This window comes from Halalkalibaculum roseum (assembly GCF_011059145.1).
Classification (GTDB): domain Bacteria; phylum Bacteroidota; class Rhodothermia; order Balneolales; family Balneolaceae; genus Halalkalibaculum; species Halalkalibaculum roseum.
In genome coordinates, this window is the sequence record NZ_JAALLT010000001.1 from 657792 (window position 1) to 672827 (window position 15036).

Genomic DNA, 15036 nt, shown 5'->3' on the forward strand with positions numbered 1-15036 from the left:
ACCTCGGGAAGGGTTGAGGCTAAATGTTGACTAACGACTAATTTAGAAAGGTGCTGTTTAGCAAAAAGAGGGGAGGGGAGGAATCGGGAATTGTGTGTGACAGTGATTGATAAGGTGTACTTCCACCACTGTTAGCATCGATTAATATATCGGAGGTACTTGCAATGACAGTGAGCTCCTTGGCCTGCTGGATTACTACAGCTTCTACTTCTGTCTGATCCGGGGAAAGAATGTGAAGGCAGACTTTTTCGCTATGACAGTCATCTTCAGTGTTATCCCTGTGATGTGCCGTGTCTTCTGGTTGGTCAATATCACAACAGTGTTCTACGCTATTGTGCATTTCAACCATAGGCATATCACAGAACAGCGTAGCCGCAGAGAGTCCGCTAGGCAACACGATACTGCCCATAAACAACATCAGCATGAGTGCTGAAAAGAAGCGATATGTAGTAGATTTTATAATCATGGCTTTGAAAACGTTGTTAAAGCTACAAAAATTTCATTCATTGCAAAACAGATTAATTTCAAACCGCTATGGCTGAAAAGAAAAAAGAAGAGCTTCATATCAGGAATATGGTCTGTGACAGGTGTGTCATGGTAGTACGGGATACCCTTGAGAGCATAGGTTTATCAGTTATTGACGTTGAATTGGGCAGGGTGGAAATTGAAGCTGAAGAAACCATTCCTTATGAAAAAATCGATAATGAGTTGAAGGAGTATGGTTTTGAACTGATACAAAACAAGAATCAACAGCTGGTGGAGCAGATTAAAACGCGACTTATCGAATACGTGCAACAACTGGAGGAGTCGGAGCAGCTGCCTAAACTCTCCGAATATCTTTCCGAAGAGTTGAACCAAAATTACTCTTCTTTAAGCTCCGCATTCTCCGAAAATGAAAATATCACTATTGAAAAATATGTGATTCATCTTAAAATTGAGCGCGTAAAGGAGTTGCTTTCTTACGGTGAACTAACGCTTAGTGAAATAGCCTGGAAACTAAATTATAGCAGCGTCGCCCATCTTTCTGCACAGTTTAAACAAATAACGGGGATGTCGGTTACCGATTATAAAAAAGCGAGGGAGTCATTTCGTAAACCCCTGGATGGCATTGAAAAGTGAAGCCCGGAACTTACCGAAACTATTGAGAGGTAAGAGTTAGGTACTCGTCAGGCGATCTAAAATTTTGTAAGAAACGCCAAGAATTTTATAACGGTTTTTTAATCCCCTAGGCTTATCCTTACGCATAAATAATGATACATGTGAAATATGTGTCTTTCTGACATTTTAGAATTAGTTAAATGAACCAGTTATGGCAACGGATCAACTTACCAAGAAAACATTAAACATAGAGGGCATGCACTGCGCCAGTTGCGTGTCCGCAGTGGAAAAATCGCTGTCCAGGGTTGAAGGTGTGGAAGAGGCATCGGTGAACCTTGCAACCGAAACGGCTACAGTTTCCTATGATGACAATAAGACCGGCGTAGAGGAGTTCAGGCAAGCGATTGAAGATGCCGGCTATGCTGTTGCGGATGCGCAGACCGAATCTCGCATGCTGAAGATTGACGGTATGCATTGTGCCGGATGCGTCAACTCAGTAGAGCAGTCACTTAAGAACCTTGATGGGGTAACGGAAGTGAACGTAAATCTGGCAAGTGAATCGGCTAAGGTGACCTATTCCGGCGACCTCAGCACGGATAATTTTGCAAAGGCGGTAGAACGTGCCGGCTACAGCCTGATCAAAGAGGAGAGCGAAACCGGCCAGACAATAGCCGAGACCAAGAAACAGCGTGAGCAGGAGAAACTGGATAAAGCCTACTCGCGCATGTGGTGGTCCTGGGTGTTAACGATCCCCATAATTCTTTGGATGATCCCCGAAATGATTTGGGGATATACCTTTTTGGGAGAACTCGGGTATGAAATTGGGATGATCGCCCTTTCCGGAGTGGTAATTTTTGCCCCGGGTTGGGAGACCATTAAAAGCGCATTGAAATCCGCTAAGAACCTGACTCCGAATATGGATGTGCTCATTGCTATGGGTACCCTGGCAGCACTATCAACAGGTCTTGTAGCTTTGCTGCACCAGTTTGGACTGGCGCCCGATTTTCACAGCTTTGCAGGTATCGCCGGTATGATCATGGCATTCCACCTGACAGGTCGGTATATCGAAACGAAAGCGAAGGGCAGGGCCTCGGAAGCCATACAGAAATTGATGACGCTGGAAGCCAAAGAGGCCACCGTTGAACGTGACGGTGAGGAAGTAAAAGTGCCGGTGCAAGATCTGAAGCCGGGGGATATCATGGTTGTCAGACCCGGTGAAAAAATACCCACAGATGGAGAAGTGATACAAGGAAAAAGTAGTGTGGATGAATCCATTGCCACGGGTGAATCCATGCCTGTAGATAAGTCAGAAGGGGATGAAGTGATCGGTGCTACCCTGAATAAAAACGGGGTTCTCAAGGTGAGAGCCACCAAGGTTGGTAAGGATACTTTTCTGAACCAGGTGATTAAAATGGTTGAAGAAGCTCAGGGAACTAAGGTACCCATACAAGAATTTGCCGATCGAATTACGGCTGTTTTCGTGCCGGTAGTACTGGGAATCGCACTTCTTACACTGGCATTGTGGCTGATATTTCCATCCTTTTTCGGTGAAATAGCACTATGGGCATCCGCCTACCTGCCGTGGATTAATCCCGGTATGGGTCAGGTAGCCCTCGCTTTTTATGCTGCAATAGCAGTGCTGGTTATCGCCTGTCCCTGCGCACTTGGGCTGGCCACGCCAACGGCTCTAATGGTAGGCTCCGGGATGGGGGCCGAAAACGGGGTGCTAATCCGTAAAGGAGAGGCCATTCAGATCATGAAAGATGTGGACACCATAGTACTGGATAAAACCGGAACCATCACCGAGGGTAAGCCGGGGGTCACGGATGTGATCACATTCAACGACACTAAAGAATCGGAACTACTAAAGATTGCGGCAGCCGCGGAGAGCGGTTCGGAACATCCTCTGGGAGAATCTATCGTACAGGAGGCACGGGAAAAAGAATTCAGCTGGAAGGATGCCGATGATTTTGAAGCGGTCACCGGTAAAGGTGTCAAAGCTGTTCTTGATGGGAAGTCTGTCCTGGTGGGAAGTAAGAAGCTCATGATTCAGGAAGGAGCCATTGTGAATGGCATGGTTGAAGAGAAGATGACCGCTCTGGAAAATGAGGCAAAAACCGCCATGCTGGTTGCCCTGGATTACAAGGTCATCGGTATCATCGCTGTTGCCGATCGGATCAAGGAAGACAGCAGAGATGCAATTGCAGAGCTCAAGAAATTCGGACTTAATCCGGTCATGTTGACCGGTGATAACAAACGTACGGCTGAAGCCATTGCCAAAGAAGTAGGCATTGAGGAAGTATTGGCGGAAGTGATGCCTGATCAGAAATCAGACAAAATAAAACAGCTACAAAGCGAAGGTAAGATTGTAGCAATGGTCGGTGACGGCATCAATGATGCGCCGGCATTGACGCAGGCCCAGGTCGGAATCGCTATCGGTACCGGTACGGATGTAGCTATTGAATCCGGGGATATCGTACTGGTGAAAGGAGATCTGAGTGCGGTAGTCAAATCAGTGCGGCTAAGCCGGGCCACCTTCACTAAGATCAAACAAAACCTGTTCTGGGCCTTCTTCTACAATGTGGTAATGATTCCACTGGCTATTTTGGGCATGTTGCACCCGCTGCTTGCTGAAGCAGCCATGGCCTTCAGCTCGGTGAATGTTGTGACCAATTCTCGACGGCTGCGAAAGAAGCGTATCTAGATTTTAGCTGGACGGTTATGACACAGAGTTAACAGAGGAGACACAGAGTGGTACACAGGATCCTTCAATCCCTATCATCTAGCTCTTGCTGACGTTGTTGCCTACATAAGCACCCCATATGAGGCAATTGAATACAAGAGGTTGAATGATTGCCCGCTGTTCAAAACCTCCGAAAATCTCTCCTCCGGTATAGGGAATCACCACGAGCCAGAGCCACAGAGAGGGCAGTAGTCCATAGAGCATGCCTTTCCAGGCGTTGGGATTAGAAACAAAGACGAAAAGCACACCCCAAAGTCCGCCACTTAATGCAAACAGAAAGCCGGCCATTACATGATCAAAAATGACGTTTACTTCTACGGTTACGGTATAATAAACCGCCAGGTAACCCGGATCACCGGCATAACCGTAGTATTCCATGGCATACATAACTCCAATCAGCAGCAGAGCTCCTTTGAATCCGGCCCATAGATATTTCCACATGGCTAATCCCCCTTTATTGTTGAATATGGCATAATACTTTCACTCTTGCTTCTTCATATATAGATAGGAAATAGTCAGCTCATTTAAAACCCTGTTTTTAATCTACCTGATAGGAACAGAGATAAGAAATCGAACACAAATATCATATTTAGTTGGTATTTGTAAAAATCAGTGTATATCTGCGGCAACTTAACTTTTCAGAATAGACTCATCCAGCACATCATTTTCATGAAATACACTCCTGTTTGATAATTTGATTCCAAGATATACCGACAATACGGTTCCTGAGAAAATGGCCAGCATAATCATAATCTGGTACTTGATGGCAATAAGAGGAGAGCTGCCACTTAATATCTGACCTGTCATCATGCCCGGTAATGAGACGAGTCCGATAGTGGCCATGCTTGCGAGGGTGGGATTAGCTGATTTTTTCAAGGCCTCCCTGAAAAAGGGGAATACCGCCTCGTTTCGGGTGGCGCCGCAAGCCAGGTAGAATCGATATCGCTCTCGATGCTCCTTGAGACTGTAATAGAAGGCATTGATGCCTATCACATTGCTGCGAAGGCAGTTTCCGAGCACCATCCCGGTTATGGGTATGGTATACTGGGCGGATAGAAACTTCGGCAGCTGTATAACCAGTTCCAGAAAGAATAGATCAATGACAATGATTCCGAAAAAAGTGGCTGCAAAAATGGGGATAATAAGAGATTTCTTGCGATTGAGTTCACTGCGATCTATGGTGGCAAAATCGGCAACACCCACCATAATCAGAATCCAGGCCGTATTTACTGCCGCATTATCCAGTTCAAAAAGGTACTCAAGATAATACCCTACAAACAGCAGCTGCAGCGTCATGCGCAGGGTGGCAATACCCAGTTTTTTATTCAAACCGGTTTTGTATCTCCATAGGATGTATGCGGGGATGATAAGGATGATAAATCCGATTCCCAGTTGCCACCAGCTAAGATCGATAATTTCCATATTTCTTTTTTTGCAACAGATTTTCACTGATAAATATGAATAAATCTGCGATAACCTGCGGCTATAATTCAATGACTTTATTGCACTGTTCAATCCAGAATAGATCATGTGAAGTAGATAATATCGTACGTCCGGAATTATCGAATAAGAGCTCTACAACTTTTTGTTTCGAGGCTCTGTCCAGCGCAGATGTCGGCTCATCCAGCATCATCAGGGGTTTGTCGAGCAATAAACACAGCGCAATACCCGCCCGCTGGCGCTGGCCGGTTGATAAGTCGGAAAAATCCTTATCCAACAATTCCTTTTCCAGGCCCAGTTCTTTAAATGTTGATTCAAATTCTATGCTTTGTGTCACCTTCGCGTGGTTGGCTGAAAACTCAAAGGGATATGAAAGTACTTCGCGTACCTGACCCTTGCCCAGGTTAAGATCCTGGGGAAGCCAGGCCGATTCTTTTCTCAGATTTTTGATTACCGGGATGGTGAGTTCATCCCCTTTATAGTAGATAGCGCCGCTCTCCGGCTGCTCAAAACCGTGGATCAGGCGGAATAGGGTGGTTTTCCCGGTACCTGATTCTCCTTTGATGGCCATCCTATCACCTTCGTTTAACTCAAAAGAACAGGAGCGTATCTGCGTATCGGCCTCCTTCTGATAGGTGAAGGTGACATTTTTAAAAGAAATGATGCTGAGAGGCATCCTCGGTTCTTATTAGTTGAAGTTGATTTCTCAGAAACCGGAACAGTATGATAAAAGTCCTATCTCTACCACAGTTTAGTTATACAAAGTAAAATTAGATAATGAATTTCATTTTGGTGAACAAATAAACTTTGTCTCGTACCTTTAGTCGCCTGTAGATAGGTATATTTTCAGAGGAGTTATATTTGATGCATATTTGGTTTTAGAATGGAACCAATAAGTGCTTGTCGCTGTAAGAGCAGCGACTGACAAAATTCAGAAACGAAGAATATGGACGCGTTAATCGGACAACTTCAACAGACGCAATCCATTGTGGCGGTAACTGGATTGGTCTTGTTATTACTGATTGAGCATATACATCCTTTTTTTGACTTCTTTCATGGGTCTATAAAAAAGAAAGGGATACACCTTCTGGCTAATATGACGCTGGGTATTACCAATGCGGTAATTACTTCGGTATTTTTTGCGGTGGCCTGGTTATGGGCTGCCAGCTGGGCCAATACGCATGATTTTGGAATCCTGAACTGGCTGGATCTGCCGGTATGGGCGCATGCTGTCGGTGCGGTTCTGCTGATGGATACCTGGATGTACTGGTGGCACGTGATGAATCACAAGTTGCCATTTTTCTGGCGTTTTCACCGGGTACATCATGCTGATCCGAATATGGATGTCACCACCGCGAGCCGTTTTCATACCGGGGAAATTATTTTTTCTTCCATACTGCGTATTCCCGTTATCATGCTGATCGGGCTGCACCTTTGGGAGCTTTTGATATATGGTACCCTACTGGTAGTGGTGGTTCAGTTTCATCACGCAAATATCGCCCTACCAGAAAAGCTGGATAAAATGCTGCGTGCTGTCATTGTGACCCCGGCCATGCATAAAGTGCACCACTCACGTTGGCAGCCCGAAACGGACTCCAATTACACCTCTCTTTTTTCATTTTGGGATCGAATCAATAGTACCTTCCGCCTGCATGATCCCTTAGAGACTATAAGTATGGGTCTGGATGAGTTTGACAGTGAAGAAGATCAGCAGGTTAAAGGTTTATTCACCATGCCTTTTCGGGAGGGGGAAGAAAAAAAGGATAAGTAATGATGATTAGCTGCTTGTCAATTACCATACTTCAGCTTAAAATGGCTCTTCCCGGGAACCACATTTGGAAAACAAGTTAAAAGAAAAAGCTCAAGCCCAGCGCTAGTACAAATCCAGTCACTGAAATAATAGTTTCCATCACGGTCCATGACTGCAAAGTCTCTTTTTCAGAGAGACCCAGGTAGCGATTGACCAGCCAGAAGCCGCTGTCGTTTACGTGCGACAGGATGGTGGCTCCTGAAGCAATGGCAAGTGCGATAAGTGCCTTATGAGGTTCCGAGAAGGTAAACTCGCTGATAATCGGTGACATGATACCGGCTGCAGTGATCATGGAGACAGTCGCCGAACCTTGGGTAATACGCACGGCACAGGCTATCAGGTAGGCCAACACGATCGCAGGTAATCCAAAATCGGCCATACTGTCGGCCATCATTTCACCGATGCCGCTGTCAATCAGCACCTGTTTGAATACACCGCCGGCCCCTGTAATCAGAATAATTACACCGGCCGGTTTCAGGGCCTCCATACTTAAATCAGATAGCTGACTGCGGTCGGTACCGCGCCTAGTCCCCAACCAATAGAGAGCCATTAATACCGCAATGATAAGGGCAACGAAGGGATGTCCGACAAAAGTGAAAAATCCAGTCAAGGGACCTTCTTCAAGCACATCCGCACCCACCAGTGCATCTGTAAGGGTATTGCTGAGAATCAGAATTAAAGGAATGCTTATTATGGCACAAATGAGCCCGAATGACGGGAGAGTTGATTCCTCATCGGCAGTATCTTCAACATTCATGTAGTCTGGAATACCCACATGAATTTTTTTGCTGATGTACCGCCCAAATACCGGTCCGGCAAGAATAGCTGCAGGGATTCCGATTATGAAGCCAAACAGGATGATCCAGCCGAGGTCCGCACCAATTATTTCCGCAACTGCAATAGGACCCGGTGTCGGCGGAATAAAACTGTGGGTAACAGCTAGACCGGTAAGCAGCGGGATGCCATAGTAAAGCAGGGATTTGCCGGTGTCGCGAGCCAAGGCATAGACCAGCGGCACCAGGATGATAAAACCTACATCAAAGAAAACAGGAATAGCAACAAAAAATCCGGTAATCATGAGTGCCCAGGAAGCATTCTCTCGTCCGAACTTTTTGAGCAGGGTCTGTGCCAGGGCTTCAGCTCCTCCTGAGTGTTCCAGAATTTGTCCGAATATGGCTCCCAGTCCTACGACGGTGGCTACAAAGCCAAGCGTGCCTCCCATACCGTTTTGAATGCTATCAATGACTGAGGATGCCGGCATGCCTGAGGCAATCCCGACAAAAATACTTGAGATCAGCAGGGAGATAAACGCGTTTATCTTTAATTTGGTAACCAGGAACAGCAGCAATGCTATTCCCCCAAGAGTTGCCAGCAAAAGTTGCGTTTCCATAGACGATTAGGTTTTGTCGTTTGCGTTACTCCAGTCTGTATGAAAATACTCGCCGCGAGGCCGGTCTACCCGTTCGTAGGTATGCGCTCCGAAGAAGTCGCGTTGGGCTTGTATCAGGTTGGCAGGCAGCTTTTCCGACCTCAGCATATCATACTGCGCAAGGACATTGCTCATGGCCGGCACTGGAACTCCGTATTGTATAGCGGTTGATGCTACATTCCTAAGCTCGGGAATCAAATCAAGGAGTTTCATGCTGAAAAGTTCAGTTTTAAGCAGATGAGAACTATTTATTTCGGCTTGTAATGCTTTTCGCACCGGTATCAGTAATTCCGACCGTATGATACAACCGTTCTGCCAAACACGGGCTACCTCAGCAAGGTCGATGTTCCAATTCTTCTCTTCCGAAAGTTGCTTTATAAAAAAGAATCCTTCAGCCAGTGTGATGACTCTTCCGGCAATCAAAGCTTTTTCAAGAGCGGTAACGAACCGGGAAGCTTCTCCACTATCAAGGGGTTGTTGTGAAGGCTCGCCTAGCTTTTGGGATAGGTTAATTCGAAGCCCCTTGAAACTGGAAAATACCCTTGAAAATACTGCGGACGTGATAGTTGGTAAAGGAGTCCCGCTCTCCAGTGCCGAAACCGATGTCCAAAGACCGGTGCCTTTTTGGCCGGCTGAATCCAATATTTTTTCTACCAACGGTTCACCCTTGTCATCTGTGACTTTAAGAATCTTGGAAGTGATTTCTAGCAGATAAGAGTTTAGTTCTCCCGAATTCCAACTCTCAAAGACGGTGCCAATTTCGCGGATTGGCATCTCTAGCACTTCCCTCATAAAGTGATAGCACTCGGCAATGAGCTGCATGTCGGCATATTCGATGCCATTGTGCACCATTTTAACAAAGTGACCGGCGCCTTCCGTACCAATCCAGGTGCAACAGGGTTTGCCCTCAGGGTCGGTAGCCGCAATATTTTGCAATATGGGTTTAAGACTTTTCCAGGCTGTTTTGGAACCGCCCGGCATCAGAGAGGGTCCCCGACGGGCGCCCGTTTCACCGCCAGAAACGCCCATACCGACAAAGTGAATTTCCATTTCCTGAAGCTTCTGAACTCTACGGACGGTGTCCTTGAAGTGAGAATTACCGCCGTCAATCAGGATGTCACCGGGCGAAAGAAGAGGCGTCAACTGGTCGATAACCTTGTCGACTGCATCACCGGCTTTGACCATCAACAATACTTTTCGCGGCGGTTTCAGAGAACCGATAAATGCTTCCGGGGATTCGGTGCCAACAAAATCTTTGTTCTTGCCTTCTTCTTCCAGAAAGGATGAAACTATATCTTCTTCTTTGCCCGGAACCGTGCGGTTATACAGGGAAACCCTGTAGCCATGCTCTTCGAGGTTAAGGGCCAGGTTGCGCCCCATAACTCCCAATCCATACACCCCGATATTCCCTTTTCCCATCATTGCTATTTGGTATAATTTAATTGAGCGAGGATCTCTTTTACGATATCCGCAGGGGACTGATCAACATTTACCGTGACGGCATTTTGAGGTTCTTCGAGGGCTCGGAATTGTGAATCCAGCAGGGATTCGGGCATAAAATGATCACTGCGTTTCTTCATGCGTTTTGCAATTACCTCTTTCGAACCTTTTAGGTAGATAAAGCGGGTCGGAATATCGGAAGGGTTCAGTATATCACGATATGATTTTTTAAGTGCAGAACAGGCCAGAACCGCTCCTCCGGTCTGTTCCCACTGCATCATATTTCTTCGGATCTTTTGCAGCCAGGGAAGACGATCTTCATCATTAAGCGGCTGACCGCTTTCCATTTTTTCAACATTTTCAATGGGATGGAAATCATCGGCATCATAAAAGGCAAAATCCAGCTCTTCGGCCAGTTTCTGACCTATCAGGGTTTTGCCCGAACTGCTGACACCCATCACAATGTAGATCATGTTCGTATACCTGCTGTTAATGTTTAATGGAAATACTACAAAGAGTCGTGAAATTCCAAATGGAGATTGATTCAGAGAGTAGTGAACTTTATACATTCCAAGCGCGGACGCTTGAAATAGCTTCAGCCAGCAATTAATTACTCAGCCGTCGCTCTGCGGCGCCGCAGGCTATACCCGCTCTGCGGTGGGCGGGGTACCTTAAGTGATAATAGAATGAGCAGACGCAGAGCGATTGACGAGAGGGAAAAGGTGTCATCCCGAGCTTGTCGAGGGATCTCATCCGCTGCGAAGAAATCATAACATATCTGAATGGATGGGATCCCTTCCGCCAGCTGGCGGATCGGGATGAAAAAAATCAGGCTGTGACAAGCGTCCACGCTTGTCACTTACAATATACAGATGGGCATAAAAAGTATAGACCAGAAAATTCAGGATATCTTGTTCTTCACAAATACTTCTACAAACTCCTTGATCTCATCACGGACCCGCCTGAAATCGGTAAGGATTTCCTCATCCGTGCCTGTCGCTTGTGCCGGATCCTTAAAATTTTGGTGAATACGAAGCGCATCGGATGGGAAATAGGGGCAATGCTCTTTGGCATGATCACAAACGGTAATCACATAATCGAAGTCAATCTTCCGGTATTCATCAATATGGTTGGAGGTATGATGCGAGATATCCGTGCCGGCTTCCTTCATGACTTGTATTGCTTTGGGATTAACCCCGTGCGTTTCAATGCCTGCGCTGTAAACATTTAATCGGTTGCCTATATCCAAATGCTCCATCCAGCCGTGGGCCATCTGACTCCGGCACGAGTTACCGGTGCAGAGGATTAGAATGTTGGTCATGAAGTTGGGTTTAGAATTTAGAATTTAAATCTTTTTCTGGACGGGATCGTCCTTTTAAGCTGTGCTGTAGTCTACGTCTGGCACCAAACAGCTCCAAGCGTGGACGCTTGGAGTAGCCATAGTACGATTAACGAGTACCTATATTAAATTTACAACCTTAACTTAGCCCTCGCTCTGCTATGGACAAGGGCGCTTTTTGTTGCAATCGGATAAAGTAACGCTGAGCGTCCGAATCTACGTCAACCGCAGAGCGATTTACGAGAGAATAAAGGTGTCATCCCGACCGCAAGCGGAGGGATCTCATCCGTTCAGAAATTTGAGTCCTCTCATTATGGATGAGATCCCTCGACAAGCTCGGGATGACAAAACAATCTTGGTGTGCTAAGCGTCCACGCTTGTCACTCATATTCCTACTCCGGTTTTTCCCCGTATACGGTTACACTGAAAATGCCTGTCTCAGAGTCCTTAAAATTCTGGATCTCCTCCTTACTCATGTACTTATCCAAAATTTCATCAGGCAGTGTAATCTTTTTCTGCTTCTGTACGGTTACATTTCTAAACCCGGTATCCCTGATTATAGCAAGGTACTCATCACTATCTATTGCTCCCGCCACGCAGCCGGCATACATTTCGGCATCTTCTTTCAGTGACTCCGGAAGATCTCCACGGATAACTACATCAGAAATGCTGAAGTGTCCCCCGGGCCTGATAATACGGTAGGTTTCTCTAAAAGCTGTTTCCTTATCCGGTACCAGGTTGAGCACGCAATTGCTAACCACCACATCAGCAATATTGTCATCCAGCGGCATCTCTTCAATATCACCGAGTAAGAACGAGACATTATTGAAATTTAGCTTTTCAGCGTTTTTGCGGGCTTTCTCCACCATCTTTTCGGTCATGTCCAGCCCGATCACCTTACCGCTCTCACCCGTCAGCTGCCGGGCAACAAAACAGTCATTTCCGGCTCCTGAACCAAGATCAACGACCGTATCACCCTGTTTGATGTGGGCATATTCAGTGGGGAGGCCGCATCCTAGTCCCAGATCGGCATCGGAATTATAACCCTCCATATCGGAGTAGTCATCGGCAAATACCGAGTAATCGACCGTGTCACAGCCGCAACCCGTTCCGCAACAGGAAGAGGCGTTCTTCTCCCGACTCTGTTCGCTTATCTGACCATATTTTTCTTTTACCGTTTGTTTCAGTTCCTCAGATGATTTTTGTCGTGTCTTCATAAATTAACAGCAGTTTTCAGTTTGAATTTGTTTTATAAACGTACCCAGCAGTTCTTTAAGCTCTTGGCAAGCTTGCTCATCAATGCAGTAACAGGTGCGGACCCCATCAATTTCACCCTTTATAATCCCGGCCTTTTTTAATGCCTTTAGATGCTGGGATACTGTTGATTGTGCCAGGGGCAGTTCATCTGTAATATCGCCGCAGATGCAGCTATTGCGCCGCGTAAGTATTTCAATGATAGCGATCCGTGCCGGATGCCCTAGAGCCTTAGCCAGTTCCGCAGTTCTTTTTTGTGTAGTATTGAATTTGTGTGCTTTGGTAAGTGCCATATAATCGTATATCGTAAATTTACGATTAATATAAAATACTCAGCCTTAATTGCAAAGGATATCCTAAAATAAATCTTGCTGAATGTTCAGATGGGTTTTACATGAAAATGAGCCGATTGATCGCTATATATGAGTGTTACCCGAGTCTTTTAAGGCTTCAGTTTTGCTTCAAATTCTCTTGTTACCTTTAATCGTATGAAAATTTTGATCATCGAAGACAATGAAGACTTGCTGGAGAATATCCGCACGTACCTGGAGCGTGAAGGTTATATCTGTGAGTCAGCCATGAACTACAGCGAGGCATTCGACAAGGTGATGTCGTATACCTATGATGTGGTACTGATCGATATTATGATTCCGGGCGGCTCGGGTCTGCAGGTATTGCGCGAATTAAAATCTGTAAATCCCGAAACGGGCACTATCATCATATCTGCCAAGAATGCACTCGATGATAAAATTGAAGGCCTGGAGCTGGGCGCGGATGACTATCTCACTAAGCCTTTTCAGCTCCCTGAACTTCATGCACGGATCAAAGCTGTCAACCGGCGTCAGCAGAGGGATGGAAAGGAAATTATCAATGTGAATGATATTGCCATCAATACCAAAACTATGGAAGTTTCGGTTGATGGGGAGACCGTAGATCTTACGCCCAAAGAGTATGACCTGCTTGTTTACTTTTCATCCAATAAAAATCATGTATTATCAAAGCAGACGATTGCCGAACACCTGTGGGGCGATTATGTAGATCACCTCACGAACCTCGATTTTGTGTACCAGCATATAAAAAACTTGCGTAAAAAGCTTGAAGAGGTAGGGGCAGAAGATTATATAGAAAGCGTTTATGGCATCGGTTATAAGTTTAAAGTAACCAACTGATCATGAAGTTGATCTCTAAATTTATACTCATCTATCTAACCGTTACCGTGATTGTGCTGGGTATAGGAGGCTACATTTCCTATTTCATCATCCAGGATGAGCTGAACAACGAACTGAAATTCCGGTTCATGGATCGCATCGAACGGGTAACGTACCTGTTGGAGCAGGGACATGATTTCAGCGCAGGTAATATAGGTTCCGATGATCAAAACCTGATTGTGCGAGCCCTTCCTCAAAAAGTAGAGCCCAGCACTTCAATCAAGGATACCTCGGTCTACCATGGCCGGCTGCAGCAGATGGAACCCAACTTGAAAGTGTCTGCCTATCGCACCGTGGAAGACACCTCCTACTATATTTCAACTTACGGCGCTCTTGTAGAGTCAGATGACATTACGGAGGCAGTAGTCAAAATTCTGCTCTGGATTCTCGGAATGCAGGTTATCGGTGCTATAGGGGTAGGTTACATTGTTTCCAGCCGTTTGTTCAAGCCGTTTAGGGAGACGCTCAGAAAGATCAAAAATTTCAACCTCCAAAGTAAAGAGCCGATCCGTTCGGAAGAGACCAGGGTAGAAGAGTTTGATGATCTGAACCGGTTTGTTGAATTGATGACTCAAAAAGCAATTTCCGACTACAGGAATCTCAAAGAATTTGCCGAAAATGCTTCTCACGAACTTCAGACACCTCTCGCAATCCTCAAAGGTAAACTGGAACTGCTAACGGAGACTGATCTCACGCCCGAGCAATATGAATATGTGGAAGCCAGTCACCGTTCGGTTAAAAAACTCTCAAGGCTCAGTGAGTCTCTGGCGTTGCTTACAAAGATCGAAAATCATGAGTTCACCAATACCGAAGTGATAAACTTTACGGAATTGGTGGAAGAGAGTACCAAGTCTTTTGAAGAGTTTATTGAACTGAACGGACTAACGGTGGAAAAAGACCTGAAAGAAGTGAAAGTAGATATGCACCCGGTTTTGGCTGACATATTATGGACAAATCTCTTCCAGAATGCCATCAAGCATAATGTAAAAGGGGGAAGTATTCGAATTTCTCTTGGCGATAATAGGCTAAAAATTTCAAACACCGGGGAACCTATCGACATGCCAACTGAAGAATTGTTCGGCCGGTTTAAAAAGGCCGATACCAGTTCCAATTCAATTGGACTCGGCCTATCTATTGTTAAACGTATAGCCGACCAAAATAACTTTGGCCTCAGTTACTCCTACCATGAACCCAGGCATATTATTGAAGTCAGGTTCGATAACTAAGACATCTTCAACTTTCATTCAGATTTGTTACAAGGTTCAGATAGCTTCG

At 45.7% G+C, this 15036-nt stretch carries 16 protein-coding genes; 5 read left to right on the forward strand and 11 right to left on the reverse strand.

Annotated features, from left to right (window positions below):
- Positions 1 to 37 precede the first annotated feature (37 nt).
- Positions 38 to 466, reverse strand: a complete 429-nt coding sequence (locus G3570_RS02675) for a hypothetical protein (protein WP_165138895.1) — start codon at positions 464 to 466, stop codon at positions 38 to 40.
- A 68-nt stretch (positions 467 to 534) separates the two neighbouring features.
- Here G3570_RS02675 and G3570_RS02680 point away from each other — a divergent pair, with 68 nt between their 5' ends.
- Both G3570_RS02680 and G3570_RS02685 read left to right on the forward strand, forming a co-directional pair.
- A complete protein-coding gene (locus G3570_RS02680; RefSeq protein ID WP_165138897.1) occupies positions 535 to 1119 on the forward strand; it encodes an AraC family transcriptional regulator in 585 nt (194 codons plus the stop codon).
- 190 nt (positions 1120 to 1309) lie between these two features.
- Entirely contained in the window at positions 1310 to 3802 is a 2493-nt protein-coding gene (locus G3570_RS02685) for a heavy metal translocating P-type ATPase (protein WP_165138899.1), read from the forward strand.
- 78 nt (positions 3803 to 3880) lie between these two features.
- Here the strand turns inward: G3570_RS02685 and G3570_RS02690 are convergent, their stop codons facing one another.
- From G3570_RS02690 to G3570_RS02700, 3 genes are all read right to left on the reverse strand, one after another.
- Positions 3881 to 4282 (reverse strand): hypothetical protein, encoded by a 402-nt coding sequence (locus G3570_RS02690; protein WP_165138901.1) that lies wholly within the window; start codon positions 4280 to 4282, stop codon positions 3881 to 3883.
- A 189-nt stretch (positions 4283 to 4471) separates the two neighbouring features.
- Positions 4472 to 5263, reverse strand: coding sequence for an ABC transporter permease (locus G3570_RS02695; protein ID WP_165138903.1), 792 nt, complete (start codon positions 5261 to 5263; stop codon positions 4472 to 4474).
- A gap of 61 nt (positions 5264 to 5324) precedes the next feature.
- Positions 5325 to 5957 carry an ABC transporter ATP-binding protein gene (locus G3570_RS02700; protein ID WP_165138905.1) on the reverse strand — a complete coding sequence of 211 codons (633 nt, stop codon included), beginning with the start codon at positions 5955 to 5957 and terminating at the stop codon, positions 5325 to 5327.
- Positions 5958 to 6227: 270 nt separating this feature from the next.
- On the opposite strand from G3570_RS02700, the gene G3570_RS02705 reads away from it, so the two are divergent.
- Entirely contained in the window at positions 6228 to 7052 is an 825-nt protein-coding gene (locus G3570_RS02705; protein ID WP_165138907.1) for a sterol desaturase family protein, read from the forward strand.
- 76 nt (positions 7053 to 7128) lie between these two features.
- Here the strand turns inward: G3570_RS02705 and G3570_RS02710 are convergent, their stop codons facing one another.
- The 7 genes from G3570_RS02710 to G3570_RS02740 all read right to left on the reverse strand — a co-directional run bounded on the left by G3570_RS02710 (position 7129) and on the right by G3570_RS02740 (position 12846).
- A complete protein-coding gene (locus G3570_RS02710; protein WP_165138909.1) occupies positions 7129 to 8481 on the reverse strand; it encodes a GntP family permease in 1353 nt (450 codons plus the stop codon).
- Positions 8482 to 8487: 6 nt separating this feature from the next.
- Positions 8488 to 9942 carry a decarboxylating NADP(+)-dependent phosphogluconate dehydrogenase gene (gene gnd, locus G3570_RS02715; RefSeq protein ID WP_249066609.1) on the reverse strand — a complete coding sequence of 485 codons (1455 nt, stop codon included), beginning with the start codon at positions 9940 to 9942 and terminating at the stop codon, positions 8488 to 8490.
- A gap of 2 nt (positions 9943 to 9944) precedes the next feature.
- Positions 9945 to 10529: a gluconokinase gene (locus G3570_RS02720; RefSeq protein WP_249066611.1), complete on the reverse strand. Its 585-nt coding sequence runs from the start codon at positions 10527 to 10529 to the stop codon at positions 9945 to 9947.
- Positions 10530 to 10570: 41 nt separating this feature from the next.
- Complete coding sequence (locus G3570_RS02725) at positions 10571 to 10819, reverse strand: hypothetical protein (RefSeq protein ID WP_165138911.1); 249 nt, start codon at positions 10817 to 10819, stop codon at positions 10571 to 10573.
- Positions 10820 to 10861: 42 nt separating this feature from the next.
- Positions 10862 to 11281, reverse strand: coding sequence for an arsenate reductase ArsC (locus G3570_RS02730; protein ID WP_165138913.1), 420 nt, complete (start codon positions 11279 to 11281; stop codon positions 10862 to 10864).
- A 410-nt stretch (positions 11282 to 11691) separates the two neighbouring features.
- Entirely contained in the window at positions 11692 to 12516 is an 825-nt protein-coding gene (locus G3570_RS02735; RefSeq protein WP_165138915.1) for an arsenite methyltransferase, read from the reverse strand.
- Between the two features lie 3 nt (positions 12517 to 12519).
- The gene (locus G3570_RS02740; RefSeq protein WP_165138917.1) at positions 12520 to 12846 is read right to left on the reverse strand and encodes an ArsR/SmtB family transcription factor; all 327 of its coding nucleotides are present in this window, start codon (positions 12844 to 12846) and stop codon (positions 12520 to 12522) included.
- A 195-nt stretch (positions 12847 to 13041) separates the two neighbouring features.
- Here G3570_RS02740 and G3570_RS02745 point away from each other — a divergent pair, with 195 nt between their 5' ends.
- Together G3570_RS02745 and G3570_RS02750 are read left to right on the forward strand one after the other, a co-directional pair.
- Positions 13042 to 13722 (forward strand): response regulator transcription factor, encoded by a 681-nt coding sequence (locus G3570_RS02745; protein ID WP_165138919.1) that lies wholly within the window; start codon positions 13042 to 13044, stop codon positions 13720 to 13722.
- 2 nt (positions 13723 to 13724) lie between these two features.
- Positions 13725 to 14987 carry a sensor histidine kinase gene (locus G3570_RS02750; protein WP_165138921.1) on the forward strand — a complete coding sequence of 421 codons (1263 nt, stop codon included), beginning with the start codon at positions 13725 to 13727 and terminating at the stop codon, positions 14985 to 14987.
- Positions 14988 to 15036: the final 49 nt, after the last annotated feature.

Excerpts from the sequence above, each read along its gene's own strand:
- G3570_RS02675 (WP_165138895.1), bottom strand. The coding sequence starts at position 466 with ATGATTATAAAATCTACTACATATCGCTTCTTTTCAGCACTCATGCTG.
- G3570_RS02680 (WP_165138897.1), top strand. The coding sequence starts at position 535 with ATGGCTGAAAAGAAAAAAGAAGAGCTTCATATCAGGAATATGGTCTGT.
- G3570_RS02685 (WP_165138899.1), top strand. The coding sequence starts at position 1,310 with ATGGCAACGGATCAACTTACCAAGAAAACATTAAACATAGAGGGCATG.
- G3570_RS02690 (WP_165138901.1), bottom strand. The coding sequence starts at position 4,282 with ATGTGGAAATATCTATGGGCCGGATTCAAAGGAGCTCTGCTGCTGATT.
- G3570_RS02695 (WP_165138903.1), bottom strand. The coding sequence starts at position 5,263 with ATGGAAATTATCGATCTTAGCTGGTGGCAACTGGGAATCGGATTTATC.
- G3570_RS02700 (WP_165138905.1), bottom strand. The coding sequence starts at position 5,957 with ATGCCTCTCAGCATCATTTCTTTTAAAAATGTCACCTTCACCTATCAG.
- G3570_RS02705 (WP_165138907.1), top strand. The coding sequence starts at position 6,228 with ATGGACGCGTTAATCGGACAACTTCAACAGACGCAATCCATTGTGGCG.
- G3570_RS02710 (WP_165138909.1), bottom strand. The coding sequence starts at position 8,481 with ATGGAAACGCAACTTTTGCTGGCAACTCTTGGGGGAATAGCATTGCTG.
- gnd (WP_249066609.1), bottom strand. The coding sequence starts at position 9,942 with ATGATGGGAAAAGGGAATATCGGGGTGTATGGATTGGGAGTTATGGGG.
- G3570_RS02720 (WP_249066611.1), bottom strand. The coding sequence starts at position 10,529 with ATGTATAAAGTTCACTACTCTCTGAATCAATCTCCATTTGGAATTTCA.
- G3570_RS02730 (WP_165138913.1), bottom strand. The coding sequence starts at position 11,281 with ATGACCAACATTCTAATCCTCTGCACCGGTAACTCGTGCCGGAGTCAG.
- G3570_RS02735 (WP_165138915.1), bottom strand. The coding sequence starts at position 12,516 with ATGAAGACACGACAAAAATCATCTGAGGAACTGAAACAAACGGTAAAA.
- G3570_RS02740 (WP_165138917.1), bottom strand. The coding sequence starts at position 12,846 with ATGGCACTTACCAAAGCACACAAATTCAATACTACACAAAAAAGAACT.
- G3570_RS02745 (WP_165138919.1), top strand. The coding sequence starts at position 13,042 with ATGAAAATTTTGATCATCGAAGACAATGAAGACTTGCTGGAGAATATC.
- G3570_RS02750 (WP_165138921.1), top strand. The coding sequence starts at position 13,725 with ATGAAGTTGATCTCTAAATTTATACTCATCTATCTAACCGTTACCGTG.